At 67.8% G+C, this 14670-nt stretch carries 16 protein-coding genes; 6 read left to right on the top strand and 10 right to left on the bottom strand.

The window, feature by feature from the left end:
• Positions 1 to 49 precede the first annotated feature (49 nt).
• The gene (locus tag ASD68_RS10325; RefSeq protein WP_056606401.1) at positions 50 to 904 is read right to left on the bottom strand and encodes an alpha/beta fold hydrolase; all 855 of its coding nucleotides are present in this window, start codon (positions 902 to 904) and stop codon (positions 50 to 52) included.
• Complete coding sequence (gene hemH / locus ASD68_RS10320) at positions 901 to 1968, bottom strand: ferrochelatase (protein ID WP_056607482.1); 1068 nt, start codon at positions 1966 to 1968, stop codon at positions 901 to 903. The genes ASD68_RS10325 and hemH overlap by 4 nt, the downstream gene beginning before the upstream one ends.
• Positions 1969 to 2086: 118 nt before the next feature.
• On the opposite strand from hemH, the gene ASD68_RS10315 reads away from it, so the two are divergent.
• The 4 genes from ASD68_RS10315 (at position 2087) to tatC (ending at position 4282) form a co-directional block, all read left to right on the top strand.
• On the top strand, positions 2087 to 2776 hold the full coding sequence (locus tag ASD68_RS10315; protein ID WP_056082623.1) for a lipid-binding SYLF domain-containing protein: 690 nt from the start codon (positions 2087 to 2089) through the stop codon (positions 2774 to 2776).
• Positions 2777 to 2837: 61 nt separating this feature from the next.
• Complete coding sequence (gene tatA, locus ASD68_RS10310) at positions 2838 to 3059, top strand: Sec-independent protein translocase subunit TatA (RefSeq protein ID WP_056606398.1); 222 nt, start codon at positions 2838 to 2840, stop codon at positions 3057 to 3059.
• 30 nt (positions 3060 to 3089) lie between these two features.
• Positions 3090 to 3524: a Sec-independent protein translocase protein TatB gene (gene tatB / locus ASD68_RS10305; protein WP_056606394.1), complete on the top strand. Its 435-nt coding sequence runs from the start codon at positions 3090 to 3092 to the stop codon at positions 3522 to 3524.
• Entirely contained in the window at positions 3521 to 4282 is a 762-nt protein-coding gene (gene tatC / locus ASD68_RS10300; RefSeq protein ID WP_056082614.1) for a twin-arginine translocase subunit TatC, read from the top strand. The genes tatB and tatC overlap by 4 nt, the downstream gene beginning before the upstream one ends.
• A gap of 3 nt (positions 4283 to 4285) precedes the next feature.
• Here tatC and ASD68_RS10295 read toward each other — a convergent pair whose 3' ends face one another.
• Together ASD68_RS10295 and ASD68_RS10290 are read right to left on the bottom strand one after the other, a co-directional pair.
• Complete coding sequence (locus tag ASD68_RS10295; RefSeq protein ID WP_056606391.1) at positions 4286 to 5650, bottom strand: S41 family peptidase; 1365 nt, start codon at positions 5648 to 5650, stop codon at positions 4286 to 4288.
• Between the two features lie 77 nt (positions 5651 to 5727).
• Positions 5728 to 6942: a peptidoglycan DD-metalloendopeptidase family protein gene (locus ASD68_RS10290; RefSeq protein ID WP_056606387.1), complete on the bottom strand. Its 1215-nt coding sequence runs from the start codon at positions 6940 to 6942 to the stop codon at positions 5728 to 5730.
• 165 nt (positions 6943 to 7107) lie between these two features.
• On the opposite strand from ASD68_RS10290, the gene ASD68_RS10285 reads away from it, so the two are divergent.
• On the top strand, positions 7108 to 7983 hold the full coding sequence (locus ASD68_RS10285; RefSeq protein WP_056607480.1) for a methylglyoxal synthase: 876 nt from the start codon (positions 7108 to 7110) through the stop codon (positions 7981 to 7983).
• 68 nt (positions 7984 to 8051) lie between these two features.
• On the opposite strand, the gene ASD68_RS10280 is transcribed toward ASD68_RS10285, so the two are convergent.
• From ASD68_RS10280 to ASD68_RS10255, 6 genes are read right to left on the bottom strand one after another with little or no spacing between them, the layout of a single operon-like run.
• Entirely contained in the window at positions 8052 to 8960 is a 909-nt protein-coding gene (locus tag ASD68_RS10280; RefSeq protein ID WP_056606384.1) for an SMP-30/gluconolactonase/LRE family protein, read from the bottom strand.
• Complete coding sequence (locus ASD68_RS10275; protein WP_082546031.1) at positions 8957 to 9724, bottom strand: SDR family oxidoreductase; 768 nt, start codon at positions 9722 to 9724, stop codon at positions 8957 to 8959. The genes ASD68_RS10280 and ASD68_RS10275 overlap by 4 nt, the downstream gene beginning before the upstream one ends.
• A 5-nt stretch (positions 9725 to 9729) precedes the next feature.
• Positions 9730 to 10878: a galactonate dehydratase gene (gene dgoD / locus ASD68_RS10270; RefSeq protein WP_056606377.1), complete on the bottom strand. Its 1149-nt coding sequence runs from the start codon at positions 10876 to 10878 to the stop codon at positions 9730 to 9732.
• Positions 10875 to 11510, bottom strand: a complete 636-nt coding sequence (locus tag ASD68_RS10265; protein WP_056606374.1) for a 2-dehydro-3-deoxy-6-phosphogalactonate aldolase — start codon at positions 11508 to 11510, stop codon at positions 10875 to 10877. Before ASD68_RS10265 ends, dgoD begins: the two co-directional genes overlap by 4 nt.
• Positions 11507 to 12457, bottom strand: a complete 951-nt coding sequence (locus ASD68_RS10260) for a 2-dehydro-3-deoxygalactonokinase (protein WP_056606371.1) — start codon at positions 12455 to 12457, stop codon at positions 11507 to 11509. The genes ASD68_RS10265 and ASD68_RS10260 overlap by 4 nt, the downstream gene beginning before the upstream one ends.
• Before the next feature lie 4 nt (positions 12458 to 12461).
• On the bottom strand, positions 12462 to 13136 hold the full coding sequence (locus ASD68_RS10255) for a FadR/GntR family transcriptional regulator (RefSeq protein ID WP_082520210.1): 675 nt from the start codon (positions 13134 to 13136) through the stop codon (positions 12462 to 12464).
• Positions 13137 to 13430: 294 nt separating this feature from the next.
• Between ASD68_RS10255 and ASD68_RS10250 the strand changes: the two genes are divergently transcribed.
• Positions 13431 to 14600 (top strand): aldose epimerase family protein, encoded by a 1170-nt coding sequence (locus ASD68_RS10250; protein ID WP_056606368.1) that lies wholly within the window; start codon positions 13431 to 13433, stop codon positions 14598 to 14600.
• Positions 14601 to 14670: the final 70 nt, after the last annotated feature.

The following is a 14670-nucleotide window of genomic DNA, read 5'->3' as shown; positions in this document are numbered from 1 at the left end:
CGGTCGAATGCCGCGACACCTTCAGGTGCGCTGGCGATCGTGATCGATGCTAACGCGCGGGTTCGTCCGCGGCCTTGATCCAGGTCGCCACGGCGGCGGGATGTTCCAGATGGAGATGGTGGCCACCATCCATATGGCTGACGGCGATGTCCTCGACACAGTCGATGCGCGCCTGCATCAAGGCGGCCGGCAAGTAGGATGTCGACGGTCGCGCCAGCAGCAGCGCGGTGGGCGACGCAATGCCTTGCAGCAAGGCACGCACTTGCGATTCGGCCAACCGCGTGGCGCTGGGCTGGGTCAGGCGCGGATCGCTGCGCCAACGCCAGCCGCCGTCGACGTCGACGAGGCCGCGCGTGACGATCGGTCGCGCCAGGTCGCCGCGCAAACCGCTGGCGATGCTGCGAGCGTCGACCGCCTGTTCGACACTGCGGAACAGCCGCAGCGGCTTGCGTGTGGCCTGCGGCGCCAGCGCCTCGCGAAAGCGTTGCAGCGTACGCGTGCCATCGTCGCCAAGGGGTCCCAGCCCTTCGATCAACCACAACCGTTCGATCCGCGACGGCGCGGCTGTCGCCACCAGCGAGGCAATGCCGGCGCCCAGCGAATGCCCCAGCAGACTGTAGCGATCCAGCGCCAGCGCATCGGCGGCGGCCAGCACGGTGCGTACGTAATCCGCATAGTGATACTGCGCGCCCGCCGCCACATGGTCGGCGTGCCCGTGCCCGGGCAGATCCAGCGCGATCAGCTGGAACCGCGTGGCCAGCAGGGGCGCCAGCCGTGCATAACTGCCCGCGTTGTCGAGCCAGCCATGCAGGGCAAGCAGCGGCGGCAGCGTGTCGTCGCCCCAGACCTGCGCGGCCAGGGTCAGGTGCGGCAGCGTGATGCGCCGTTCGCGTGGTTCGATCACGCCGCGCCGTCGTCGGTGCGGGATGCCGGCCAGCCGCGGAGATGGCGCTGCAACAACGCGGCCAGGCTGTCGATCTGCTCGGGGCTGTCGTTCAGGGCGGGGATGTAGCGCAGCGATTGGCCGCCGGCGGCGAGGAAGAAATCGCGGTTCTGCATCGCGATTTCCTCCAGTGTCTCCAGGCAATCCACCGCGAAACCGGGGCAGGCCACGTCGAGGCGCTTCACGCCGTCGGCTGCCAGTTGGCGCACGGTGGCGTCGGTGTAGGGATGCAGCCAGCGCTCTCGGCCCACGCGCGACTGGAAGCTCACCAGCAGTTCGCCTTCGCCCAGTTGCAGCCGCTGGCGCAGTAGCCGCGCCGTCGTCTGGCACTGGTCGGCGTAAGGATCGCCCAGCCGTACGTAGCGCTCCGGGATGCCGTGGAAGGACAGCAGCAGCTTGTCGCCGCGACCGTTCTCGGCCCACCAGCGCTCGATGCGTTGCGCCAGCGCCTCAATGTGAGCGTCGTCGTCGTGGTAATCGTTGATCAGGCGCAGCTCGGGCGGCCAGCGCATCGCCTTCATCGCGTCGGCCACGGCATCGATCACCGAGCCGGTGGACGTGGCCGAATATTGCGGATAGAGCGGCAATACCAGCAGCCGGCGTACACCTTCGCGATGCAACTGGGCGATGGTATCGGCCACGGCGGGCTCGCCGTAGCGCATCGCCAGTGCCACGCGCAGCGTGCCGGGCTGCTCACGCTCCAGCTTGGCCTGCAGTGCCGCCGCCAGCGCCTCGCTTTCGAAGCGCAGCGGCGAGCCGCGCTCGGTCCAGATCCGCGCGTAGGCATGCGCCGAACGCGCCGGCCGGATGCGCAGGATGACCCCGTGCAGAATCAGCCACCACAGCCAGCGCGGGTAATCGATCACCCGCGTGTCGCCGAGAAACTGCGCCAGATAGGGCCGCACCGCCTGTGCGGTGGGTGCGGTCGGCGTGCCCAGGTTGACCAGCAAAACGGCTGTCTGAACGGACTGAACGTCGGCTGTGTGGGAATGGCCGGTGGGGCCGGTATAGTAATTGGGTGGCATCGTGACGAGGGCGATGGCGTCGAAGGCGATCAATCGCGCAGTCTGCCACAAGCGCCCATCCGGGCCGTGAGCACGCCTATCGTCGCCCCGCATCCCAACCCCACGTGGAGCTGAGCCAATGTTCAAGATCCCGCTGCATCGTCTGCTTGTGATCGGCGCTGCCCTGCTGCTGCCCGCCATGGCCGTGCACGCCGAAGATCCGCCGTTGGTCCGTGCCAACAATGCCGTGCGCGTCCTGGGCGAAATCATGCAGGCGCCGGACAAGGCGATCCCCAGCGATCTGCTGCGCGAAGCCAAGGCGATCGCGGTGATTCCGGACATGATCAAGGCCGGCTTCATCTTCGGCGGCCGCCGCGGCGAAGGGCTGATCTCGGTGAAGACCCGCGACGGCACCTGGTCCAACCCCAGCTTCATCACCATGACCGGCGGCAGCGTGGGCTTCCAGGCGGGCGTGTCGTCGACCGACGTGATCCTGGTGTTTCGCACCCAGCGCGGCGTCGATTCCATCGTCAACGGCAAGTTCACGCTGGGCGCCGATGCGTCGGCCGCCGCCGGCCCCGTCGGCCGCACCGCCAGCGCCGCCACCGATGGCCAGCTGAAGGCGGAAATCTATTCCTACTCGCGCACTCGCGGGCTGTTTGCCGGCGTGGCACTGGATGGTTCGGCGCTGCGCATCGATTATGATGCGAATGCTGCCATCTACGGCCCCGGCATCACGCCGCGGCGCATTTTCGAAGGTGGCGTGAGCAATATCCCCGCGCCGGTGGTCGATTTCCGCGACCGGCTGGAAGAGTACACTCAGCGATGAGCCGTCGGCGCTGCGGCGCGCTCCGGCACATCGCTGTCCGTCGCCGTTTTGAGGTCAAACCATGAGCATCACCCATCTCATCATCCTGCTGATCGTCGTTGTGCTGATCTTCGGCACCAAGAAGCTGCGCAACATCGGCTCGGACCTGGGCGGCGCCATGCGCGACTTCAAGAAGGGCCTGGAGGGTGAGGACAAGCCCAAGGACGAGCAGCGCCTGCAGGCCGACCCGCCGGTCGCGAAACCTGCCGAGCAGAAGCAACCTGATTCCACCGAATCGAAGTAACCGCGCGCGGGCGCGGCGGGATACATCGCGATGATCGAGATCAGCTTCGGCAAGCTGGTGCTGCTGGCGCTGGTTGCATTGATCGTGCTCGGCCCGGAGAAGCTGCCCGGCGTGGCGCGCACCGCCGGTGCCTTGCTGCGGCGGGTACGCAGCGGCTGGGACAACGTGCGCGCCGAAGTGGAGCGGGAGTTCGAGATCGAGGAGATCAAGCGCACCGCGCGCGAGGCCGCGGCGCGCGCCGAAGCGCTGCAGAGCCAGTTGAATGATGGCGTGCAAAAGGTTCGCGAGCCGCTGGCCGGCGCGCTGGACGAAGCGGCCGCAATGGTGCGCCCCAAGGCCCCGGCGACCGGGGATGGCGCGGAAACGGGCACGGAAGCAGGCGATGATCCGTCCAGCCAGGTGCAGGCGGAACTGCCGCTGAGCGCGCCGGCGCCGGCCGAACCGAACAGGGATCACCCCGCATGACCACGCCTGACGATCCCGTCGACGACCTGCAGCAAGGCCTGTTTTCGCACCTGATCGAACTGCGCTCGCGCCTGCTCAAGGCGGTGGCGGCGGTGGTGGTGATCCTGCTGGTGCTGATCCCCTTCGCGAACCGCCTCTACACCGAGCTGGCCGCGCCGCTGGTGGCCCGGTTGCCGGAGGGGGCGCACCTGATCGCCACCGAAGTCGCCAGCCCGTTCGTGACGCCGCTGAAACTGGCTTTTTACGCGGCGCTGTTCATCGGCATGCCGATGATCCTCTACCAGCTGTGGGCGTTCGTCAGCCCGGGCCTGTACAAGCACGAGAAGCGCCTGGCGCGGCCGCTGCTGGTGGCGGCGATGGGGCTGTTCTATCTGGGCTGCGCCTTTGCCTATTTCCTGGTGCTGCCGGCCGCGTTCCGCTTTCTCACGGCGGTGACGCCGCAAGGCGTGGAGATGATGACCGACATCTCCCATTACCTCGATTTCGTGATGCTGATGTTCTTCGCGTTCGGGCTGTGCTTCGAGGTGCCGGTGGGGGTGGTGATCCTGGCCGCCGTCGGCGTGGTCGACGTGAAGCAACTGCGCAGCGGCCGTCGCTATGCGGTGGTCGGCGCGTTTGCCATCTCCGCGTTCATCACGCCGCCGGACATCACCTCGATGATCATGCTGGCGATCCCGATGTGCCTGCTGTACGAGCTGGGCGTGCTGGCGGTGGGTTGGCTGGTAAAGCCGCGCGAGGCGGCGTCGCCCGACGCGTGAACTTCACCGCGCCGGCTTGACCGCCGCACGGTTGAGCGACATGCCCTTGAGCACGTTCAGCGCCTGCGACAGCGCGAAATCCTGCGTGGCCAGCTTGGCCCCCTCGTCGGCGCTGTCGCCATGGGAGGTCACCGCTTTTTCGTTGGCCAGGTGATGGGGCAGGTCGGACTCGAAGTTCACCGGGCCGGTGGCGCGATCGGCTTTGCGCACCGCCAGGTCGGCCAGCACGATGTCGGGCGTGATGCCCTTGGCCTGGATCGAGGTGCCGTTGGGCGTGTAGTAGCGCGCGGTGGTGATCTTCACCGCGTGGTCGGCGTCCAGCGGCAGCACGGTTTGCACCACGCCCTTGCCGAAGGTGCGCTGGCCGATGATCAGCGCGCGGTGGTTGTCCTTCAATGCGCCGGAAACGATCTCGGCGGCCGAGGCGGTGCCGTTGTTGACCAGCACCACCAGCGGCGCGCCGTCGAGCAGGTCGCCCGGGTGCGCGGCGAAGCGCAGGTTGGCGTCGGGCAGGCGGCCGCGGGTGGTGACGATCACGCCCGAATCGAGCAGGTCGTCGCTGACCGAGACAGCGGCGGTCAGCAGGCCGCCGGGGTTGTTGCGCAGGTCCAGCACCGCGCCCTTCAGCGGGCCGGTTTTCTGCAGCAGTTCGGGCAGCTTCTTTTCCAGGTCGGCGGCGGTGTCGCTCTGGAACTGGGTCAGCCGGATATAGGCATAGCCCGGCTCCAGCTGGCGCGTCTTGACGCTGGCGATGGAGATGTTCTCGCGCACCAGATCCAGGTCGATCGGCTTGTCGCTGTTGGCGTGCACGATGGTCAGGCTGATCTTGCTGCCGGGGTCGCCACGCAGCTGCTTGAACATCTCATCGACATTCTGCGGGGCGATGGCGGTGCCGTTGATCTTCACGATGTCGTCGCCCGGCTGGATGCCGGCGCGCGCGGCGGGCGTGTCGTCGATCGGGGTGACGATGTGCAGGCCGCCGTCGGTCTGCAACACCTCGATGCCGAGCCCGCTGTACTGGCCGGTGGTGTCCTCGCTGAGCTGTTGCAGGCCTTCCTTGTCGAGGTAGGCGCTGTGCGGATCGAGCTGGCTGAGCATGCCGCTGATCGCCGCATTCATCAGCGTCTTGTTGTCGACCTTCTCCACGTAGGCCTGGCGCACCACCTCGTACACGCGGCTGAAGCGCCGCACGTCGTCCAGGTCGATCGCATCCTCATTCGGCCCGGAGGCGGAGCTGGCGGTGGCCGGCAGGTCGATCGGGGCGGCGGCGCTGCGGGCGGCCGCCGGTGCAGCTGTCTGCGCCAGCAGCGGTGCGGCCAGCAGCAGGCCGGCCAGGCCGGCGAGGGATCCGCGAAGGAAAACACGCATGACGCAAGACTCCAGGAAAACGGGGTGCGTCGCCGGGGACGCGGTTCGGGCCAGCCTGCGGCGCCACGCCTTCGGCGTCAACGGTGCTTGCTCAGCCAACTGCGCGGATCGACCGGTTTGCTGTTGTGCCGCAGCTCGAAATACACGCCGGTGTTGACGCCGGTGGGTGCGCTGGCGGTGCCGATGGCCTGGCCCGCTTCGATCGCGTCGCCCACGCCGTGCAGCAGGGTTTCGTTGTTGCCGTACATGCTCATCCAGCCGTCGCCGTGGTTGAGGATCAACAGCATGCCGTAACCGCGCAGGAAGCCCGCGTAGATCACCCGGCCACGCGCCACGGCGTGAATCTCGCTGCCGCCGCTGGCGCGAATCAGCACGCCGTTGCCGTAGCTGTGCACGTCGCCGGCCGCCGGCCACGGCAGGTTGCCGCGGATATTGGCGCCGGCATTGCCCACTTCCACCGGCGGCGCCTTGTGGCCGGTCCGTTTCTGTTTCGCCGCCTCGCGCGCCGCCGCCTGGCGGGCCTTGCGGGCCGCTTCGTCGATGGCCTTCTGCAACTTGTCGACCAATGTGTTCAAGGCCTGCGCGTTCTCTTTCAGCGCAGCCAGCCGCTGCGCCTGGTCCTGGTAGGTGGCGTCGGCCTCGCGGGCGAGTTTTTGCTGCGCGGCGCGCTGCTTTTTCAGTGCTTGCGCCTGTTCCTCGCGCTTTTCGCGTACCGCCTGCAAGGCCTGCTGCTCGGCGGTAATGGTGGTTTCGACCTGCTGCAGGCGGGCCAGGTCGGTCATCAGCAGGCGCACGCGCTCGACCCGGTCACGCTGGAAATAGGTGGAGTAGACCAGCGCCCGCGAGATCCGGCCCACATCCTCGTCGCCCAGCAGCAGGCGCAGGTCGGAGCCCCGGCCCAGGGTGTAGGTGGCGCGCAGCAGCGCGGCAATGGCGGCGCGCTGCCCCGACAGTTTTTCCTGCAGCGCGCTGCGTTGTTGCTGCAGGTCGTCGAGCTGTTGCTGCTTGGCCGCCTGCTCGGCCTCGGTCTGGCGCAGGGCGCGGGCGGCGACGGCCAGCGCCGTGGCCTGCTTGGCGAGTTCCGCATTGAGCTGCTCGCGCCGCGCGGCGGTTTCCGATTGCTGCTTGGCCAGGGCCTGCATCTTGTTGTGCACGTCGGCCAGCTTCTTGCGGGCGGCGGCCTGCTCCGTGCTGCTCTGCGGGCTGGCGGCGAGCGTGGGCGCTGCGCCGAACAGCACCGCGGCGATTACCAGGCAGGCGGGCAGGCGAAGGAAACGGGCGGGACTGGGCATCGGATGATTATCACCGAGCCGGCCGATGGGAGCGAGCGGCCATGGCGTGCCGATTGTCACGCAGGTTGGTTAAGCTTCCCGTCTGTCGAGATGTTCATGGCGCGGCGCCCGGCGCTGGCCGATGGATCGACGCAACTCAATCGATGCATGTTCAAGGAGAGCACTATGCGCATGGGCCTGGCTGCCAACCAACGCCACCACGGTCACGACGATGCGGCGTTGTTTCGCTGGCTGCGTGCCTGCGAGCCGGGTATCCGCGAGCTGGAACTGGGCCTGCACGCGGTGGGCCGAACCTGCGACGCCATCGTCCGCGCCGGCTGGCTCAACAACTATCCGGCGTTGCGCCGCTATCCCTATGGCCGCGATGGCGGCTTGATGAAGCTGGTGGCGGAGGTCGTCGGCCTGCAGGAATCGGAGCGCGCGCTGGATGGTGCGATCTACCTGATCGATCCGGTCGACCCGTCCTCGATCTTCCCCGAGGCGATCGCGTTGAAGCGCCAGTGCGTGATCCACCAGAAGCCGTTCATTTCGACGGTGGCGTCGGCGCGCGACTGGGTGGAGATCGAGCGCATCCACGCCGGTTTCGCGCCGGACCCCGGCGCCAGCGACCTGCATGCGCTGGAGACGCATACGCTGGCGCTGATCGCCCATGATGCGATGAAGCCGCAGATGCTGGCCTTTGCCGCCGAACACTTCGACCTGCTGTCGCGCTTCGCCGCCCGCGTGGCCACCGGCACCACCGGCCAGCGGCTCAACGAACTGGCCTGGAGCCGCGGCTGGCCGCAGGACAAGCTGTGGGTGCAGCGCTACCAGAGCGGCCCGATGGGTGGTGACGCGCAGATCGCCGACCTGGTGCTGGAACGCCGCTGCCAGCGCGCGATCTTCTTCGAGGACCCGCACGTGGCGCGCCAGCACGAGGCCGATATCCAGCTGCTGGAGCGTGCAGTGACCACGGTGACCGACGCCACCGTCTGCATGACCTCGCCAAAGGTGGCCGCGCGCTGGGCCGAAGCAGTGGCGCTGCGCAAAGCAGCCCTCTAGACGGCTGTTTCGCCAAAACCCGGCACGAACGATACGCGCCGGGTTTGGCACGACTCAGTTCGAGCCGCTCACCTGAGCGAAGGGTTGCCGCCGAAGCGGGCCTCGGCGAGGCCGCGCACGCCCGCAGGAGCAGGTGTGGCGAACAGCGCGCCGTTGCGAGGTTCATCGCGCACCGTAGCGGCGGACAGGCCGTCGCGGGCGCTGGTGATGTACAGCGTGTCCAGCGCCGCACCACCCAGTGCCGGCCGCGTCGGCTGTCGTGCGGGTAGCGGCACGATGGTGTCTTCGCGGCCATCGGCGCGGTAGCGCACCACGCGCGACATGCCCCATTGCGCATTCCACAAACCACCCTCAGCATCCACCGTGGAACCGTCGGGATCGCCTTCGATGCCAGCCAGGTCGACGAAGGTGCGCGGGGCACCCAGGCTTCCATCGGCCGCGTAATCGCAGCACTGGATGCGCTGGGTGGGCGAGTCGCAGAAATACATCGTGGTGCCGTCGGGGCTGAAGGCCAGACTGTTGCTGATCGCCACCGACGGCAGCGGCAGGCGTTCCAGCGACAGGTCGGTGTTCAACCGGTAGAAGCCGCCGATGGCCTGTTTCGGCGCATTGCCTTCGGGTTCGTGCATGGTGCCGAAGACGAACCTGCCTTGGCGGTCGCAGACGGCGTCGTTGAGGCGGGTGGGCAGATCGCCTTCCACCTCGGCGATGGGTTGCAATTCGCCGCTGTCGAGGTTGAAAAACGCCAGCCGCGAGGCAAGTCCCAACAGCAGCCAGCCATCGGCCTCGCACAGCGCGAACGAAGCCAGCCGCTCGGGCATCGCCCATTGGCGCGTGGCCCCGTCATGCGGCGTGTAGCGCCACAGCGTCGAGGCGAGGATGTCGGTCCAGTACAGCGCCTGCGTGCGCGGGCACCACTGCACGCCCTCACCCAGCCGGTTGGCCGCCTCGACGACGGGTTGTGCCGCGTTGCTCATGTCCAGCCTCCGTCGATGATCAGATCCTTGGCGGTCAGCATACGGCTGTCGTCGGCCGCCAGGAACAGCGCGCCGCGGGCCAGGTCTTCGGCCATCACATGGCCGGGCAGGCATTGATTGCGGGCGATGTCGGCTTCGCCCTCGGCGTCCAGCCACAACCGCTGCTGCTTCTCGGTGATCACCCAGCCGGGCACCAGGCAGTTGATGCGGATGTGGTGCTGGCCCAGTTCGCGGGCCAGCCCTGCCACCAGGCCGTGAATGGCGGCCTTGGCCATCGTGTACATCGGATAGCCCGCGTTCTTGATCATCCAGCCGGTGGAGCCCAGGCAGATCACCGAGCCACCGCCCAGCGATTTCATGTCCTCGACCACCGCCTGCGTGGCGAAATACTGGTGGCGCAGGTTTACCGCCACGCTGCGCTCGAAGTCGGCCGCGGTGGTGGCGGCGAAATCGTGCCGCACGTCATTCGCGGCGTTGTTGATCAGCACCGCAATTGGGCCGATGTGCGAACGTGCCTGCTCGATCGCGCCCTTCAGCGCATCCAGGTCGGTGAGGTCGCAGGCGATGAAGATCGGCGTGTGATTCACCTCGCCCAGGCCATCGAGCAGTTGTTGTGCCGAAGTGGCATCGACGTCCAGGAACGCCACCCGCGCACCCTGGCGCGCGAAGTGCTCGACGAAGGCGGCGCCGATGCCGCTGGCGCCACCGGTGATCAATACCGCGCGACCGGCGAGGCTGGGATAGCTGGCGTAGGCGGGCTTCATCCGGGTCACCATTCCGCCACGCTGTTATCCGCGTGGCGCCAGATCGGGTTGCGCCAACGATGGCCGACGGCGGCGCGTTCGGCGACGTATTCCTCGTTCACCGTGATGCCCAGGCCGGGGCCGCCGGGGATGGTGACGAAGCCCTTTTCATAGGCGAAAACGCTGCGGTCGCTGATGTAGTCGAGCAGGTCGTTGCCGGCGTTGTAGTGGATGCCCAGGCTCTGCTCCTGGATGAACGCGTTGTGGCACACCGCGTCGATCTGCAGGTTGGCCGCCAGCGCGATCGGGCCCAGCGGGCAATGCAGCGCCAAGGCCACGTCGTAGGCTTCGGCCATCGCGGCGATCTTGCGGGTTTCGGTGATGCCGCCGGCGTGCGAGGGGTCGGGCTGGATGATGTCCACGCCACCACGCTGCAGCACCCGCTTGAAGTCGTAACGCGAGTACAACCGCTCGCCCAGCGCGATCGGCGCGGGCGAAATCGCGGCCAGTTCGGGGATCGCCTCCAGATGGTCGGACAGCACCGGCTCCTCGATGAACATCAGCTTGTACGGCGCCAGTTCGCGCATCAGCACCTTGGCCATCGGCTTGTGCACGCGGCCGTGGAAATCGAGCCCAAGGCCTACGTTCGGCCCCACCGCCTCACGCACCGCCTGCACGTTGGCCAGCACGTGCTCGACCTTGTCGTGCGTGTCGACATACTGCATTTCCTCGGTGGCATTCATCTTCACCGCGGTGAAGCCGCGCCCCACCGCCTCGCTGGCGGCCCTGGCCGTATCGGCCGGCCGATCGCCGCCGATCCACGAATACACGCGGATGCGGTCGCGCACCGGGCCGCCCAGCAGCGCATGCACGGGCACGTCCAGATCCTTGCCCTTGATGTCCCACAGCGCCTGGTCGATGCCGGCGATGGCACTCATCAGGATCGGGCCGCCGCGATAGAAGCCGCCGCGATACATCACGTTCCACAAATCCTCGATGTGGCGCGGGTCCTTGCCGATCAGGTAATCGGAAAGCTCATCCACGGCGGCTGCCACGGTATGCGCGCGGCCTTCCACCACCGGCTCGCCCCAGCCGCTGATGCCCGCATCGGTGTCGATGCGCAGGAACAACCAGCGCGGCGGCACCAGGAAGGTGGTGAGCTTGGTGATCTTCATGCGCGTTCTCCCCGCGGCAGCGCAGCCCACGCTCGCGCAAACGCCTGCGCGCGGCGGCCCACGTCGGCCACGTCGCGGCCGGGTGCGTACAGCGCCGACCCGATGCCGAAACCGTTGGCGCCCGCGTCGACGTAGGGGTGCATGTTGTCGGGCGTGATGCCGCCCACCGGCAGCAGCGCCAGATCGCGCGGCAAGACCGCACGCCACGCTTTCACCACGGCCGGGCTGACCTGTTCGGCGGGAAAGATCTTCAGCGCATCGGCGCCGGCGGCCAGCGCGGCGAACGCCTCGGTGGGCGTGGCCACGCCGGGTGTACAGACCATGCCGGCGCGCTTGGCGGCGGCGATCACCTGCGTGTCCGCGTGCGGCATCACGATCAGCTTGCCGCCGGCGGCGGCGATGTCGTCGACCTGCGCCGGCGTCATCACCGTGCCGGCGCCGATCAGGCAGCGTTCGCCGAAGTGCTCGTGCAGCAGGCGGATGCTTTCCAGCGGGTCGGGCGAATTCAGCGGCACTTCCAGCATGCGGAAGCCGGCGTCGGCAATCATTTCGCCGATGGCGACGGCCTCACGTGGGGTGAGGCCGCGCAGGATGGCGATGAGCGGTAACGGGTCGAGCCAGGAACGGATCATCCGGGGAGCTCCATGGGGACGGGAGGTGTGCGATCGACGGCCAGGCCGGCGACGCGGGCGATGCGCCACAGGCCGCGCGCGGTAGCGTCGGCGATCCAGGTGGGGTCGGGCAGGTCGAACAAGGTGGCGGCGCGGCGGTAGCGCAGGCACAACGCTTCATCGCCGATCAATACCGGGATCTCGCCGCGATCGAGCCAGCCGGCGGCGAGCGCAGCGCGCCACTCTTCGCCAATCAGCAGGCCGGACAGATAGTCGGGCACGGCGGCGGCATCCAGCTTTCCTTCGAGCACCAGCGTGCGCGCGGAAAACAGCCGCGTCAGCACGCCGGCCGAGCCGCTGGCGCGGGCGGCGCGCACGCCGTCATCGAAGCTTTCGAGGTGGCGTGCTGCGGCGCGTGCATCGGGCAGGCCGGTGCCAAGGATCGAGTGCGTGCGCAGCAAGCCGTACAACTCGCCGGTCATCATCGTGGTGAAACCGGTGATGCGGCGCCGGTGCAACTGCACCCATTTGCTGTGCGTGCCGGGCAACACCAGCGGCGTGCCTTCGGCGAGGCGTGGCTGCGCATCCAGCACGCCGATCAGTTGGGTTTCCTCGCCCCGCATCACATTGGGGCCCACGCCGTCGCGCACGCCCGGAATGATGTGGATGCGGCGTCCGTCGGCGGCCGCTACCGTTACCAGATGGGCAGCCAACGCGTGCACGTCGGCGGGCGTGTCGACATAGGGCGCTTCGTGCCAGCCCTGCTGGCTGCCGACCATGCCGGCGGCCAGCACCGGGCATGACGGCCAGCCTTTGCAGATCGATGACAGCGCGGCCTCGAACCCACCTTGCGGCAACTGGCGGATGCCCCAGGCGCGGTGGCGGGTTTCGTGCACGCCGCCTTCGCCGTCGAACAGCATCGCGCGCAGGCTGGTGGTGCCCCAGTCGAGGCCGATCAGCCAGCCCATGGTTTCAACCTTTCTCCACATGGCGGCGCGTCTTGTTCGTGGGGGCGCTGGAGTCGGCGATCATGCGTTGCATGGCGCGCCGGGCGGCTTCGGGTTGCCGGCGACGCACCGCGTCGAGCACCTTGCGATGGTGGGGCAATGAATATTTGAAATTTTTCACGGTGCGCGCGGACAGCACGAAGAACGTGCCCAGCGCGGTTTCGATCACCGAAAACAGCGAAATCATCAGCTCGTTGTTGGTGGCGCTGAGCAGCGCCTCGTGGAAATCGAGATCGGCCTCGGCCCAGGCGTCCAGCGTCTGGGCGGCATCCATCGCGGCGTAGGCGGCTTCGAGTCGTTTGAGTTGTTCCTCGCTGCCGCGCCGCGCGGCGGCGGCAGCGGCGCTGGGTTCGATGATCTCGCGCATCTCCGCCAGCTTCTGCACGAAATCCTCGGTGGGCATCAGCGCGCAACGCCACGCCAGCACGTCGGCGTCCAGCTGATGCCAGTAGCGCGGGTCGCGCACGCGGGTGCCGACCTTGGTGCGCGACTCCACCAGCCCCTTGGCCGACAACACCTTCATCGCCTCGCGCAGTGCGGTGCGGCTCACGTTCATCTGTTCGGCCAGCAGTTCCTCGCGCGGCAGCACATCGCCGGGGCGCAACTCGCCACCCACGATGCGCCGCCCAAGCTCGTGCATGACGTGGCCGTGCAGGTTTCGGGGAGATGTCGACCTGATCATGGTCGCAGGCCTGCCGCACCGGCATCGATGGGTGGCCGGACGAGCGGGCGTCCAGCCACTCGCTGTCGGTCGCCTTGCTGAGAGCGGGGTGCAGTCGTCATAGTAAGTACGATGATCGGAAGGGGCGCTGGCAAGGGTGTGCGGAAGGCCGGATGGCGTTGGGTATCGGCCCGGCGGATAGTTCAATTAGTCATACAATATTATCACACGGGCCGGCCGCGCATGGTGCTGTGCCCTTCAACGAGGCCGGACATGAAGCGAGCGAATCGGATCAGGCGGTGGTTGGGTTGGGCGGTGGTCGCGCTGCCATTGACCGCGGTGGCCAGCACGGCCACCAGCGTCACCCGTGGCGATTTCGGCACCATGCCGGATGGCCGCAAGGTGGGCGAGGTCACGCTGGACAACGGTCATGGCCTGGTGGCGCAGGTGATCACGCTGGGTGCCGCGGTGCGCTCGCTCAGCGCGCCCGATCGCGACGGCAAGCCGGCCAATATCGTGCTGGGCTCGATCGACCTGGCGGAGTACCTGGCCAGGCCGCAGTGCTTCGGCGCCACGGTGGGGCGCTATGCCAACCGCATCGCCAAGGGCCGCTTCACGCTGGACGGCCACACCTATCAGCTGCCGCTCACTGACGGCGTCAATTCGCTGCACAGTGGCCCGATCGGTTTCGACAAGGTGTTGTGGACGGTGGTCGACACCGCGCACGACGCCAACGGCGCCAGCGTCACCCTGCGCTATGTCAGCCCCGATGGCGACATGGGTTTTCCGGGCAAGCTGACCGCCACCGCCGTCTACACGCTGGGTGCGGACAACCGGCTGACGATCGACTACACCGCCACCACCGACAAGCCCACGATCGTCAACATCACCAACCACATCTACTGGAACCTGGCGGGCGAGGCGTCGGGCAACGTGCTGGACCAGCGCCTGACGATCCCCGCGGATACTTATCTGCCGGTCGATGCGGGCGCGATCCCCACCGGCAAGTTCGCCGACGTGACCGGCACCGCTTTCGATTTCCGCCAGGGCAAGCCGATCGGCCAGGACATCCATCGCAACGGCGAGCCGCAGTTGCTGATTGCCCATGGCTACGACCACAACTGGGTGATCAGCCGCCATCCCGACAACAAAATGCGGCTGATGGCGCGGGCGGAGGATCCCGCTTCCGGCCGCGTGCTGACCCTGCATTCCAACCAGCCGGGCCTGCAGTTCTATTCCGCCAATCATCTGAACGGCACCTCGATCGGCACCAGCGGGACGCACTACCAGCACAACGCCGGGTTCGCGCTGGAGCCGGAGCTGTTTCCCGACACGCCGAACCAGCCGGCGTTCGGTTCGGCGCGCCTGATGCCCGGCCAGACCTACCGCAACCACATCGTGTATGCGTTCTCCACCACGGATGCCGTCGTGCCGTCGCCTTGAGGCCGGCCACGGCTGGCCGAGCCGTGGCGCATCGCCCACAATGGTCGGCATGTCGACCATCATTGTTCCG

The organism is Rhodanobacter sp. Root627 (genome assembly GCF_001427835.1).
GTDB lineage: Bacteria > Pseudomonadota > Gammaproteobacteria > Xanthomonadales > Rhodanobacteraceae > Rhodanobacter > Rhodanobacter ginsenosidimutans.
This window is presented reverse-complemented; position numbering and strand designations above follow the sequence as displayed.